This is a genomic window from Adlercreutzia equolifaciens (assembly GCF_029076695.1).
GTDB classification, from domain to species: Bacteria; Actinomycetota; Coriobacteriia; order Coriobacteriales; family Eggerthellaceae; genus Adlercreutzia; species Adlercreutzia equolifaciens_A.
The window spans coordinates 1-290 of sequence record NZ_JARFIK010000574.1 but is presented as its reverse complement, the minus strand read 5'-3'; the positions used below and the strand labels follow the sequence as shown (position 1 = coordinate 290).

Here is a 290-nt window from a genome sequence, read left to right as displayed (position 1 = left end):
CCCGGTAGGAGATCACGCTTGCCATGGATGCAATCAGGGTCCCAAGACCGCCGACATTCACACCAAAAAGCAGAGGACGCACTGCGTTGGTAAAGCCGGAGAGCAGGATCGCCGCGGGGACATTGCTGATGCACTGGCTTAAGAGAACACCTGCCGGAAATTCATGACCGGAGATCAGCTTCATGAGGAGTCCGGAGATCGCAGGGATCCGTTCCATATTGCCGATAAAGATAAAAAAGCAGACGAATGTCAGGAGCAGAAAGTAGTCGACCCGGATAAACAACGAGCGG

The 290-nt window shown here is 53.8% G+C and carries 1 pseudogene; it reads right to left on the bottom strand.

The window, feature by feature from the left end:
* Positions 1 to 290, bottom strand: a pseudogene (locus tag PZH32_RS13650) (SLC13 family permease); the annotation flags it as partial.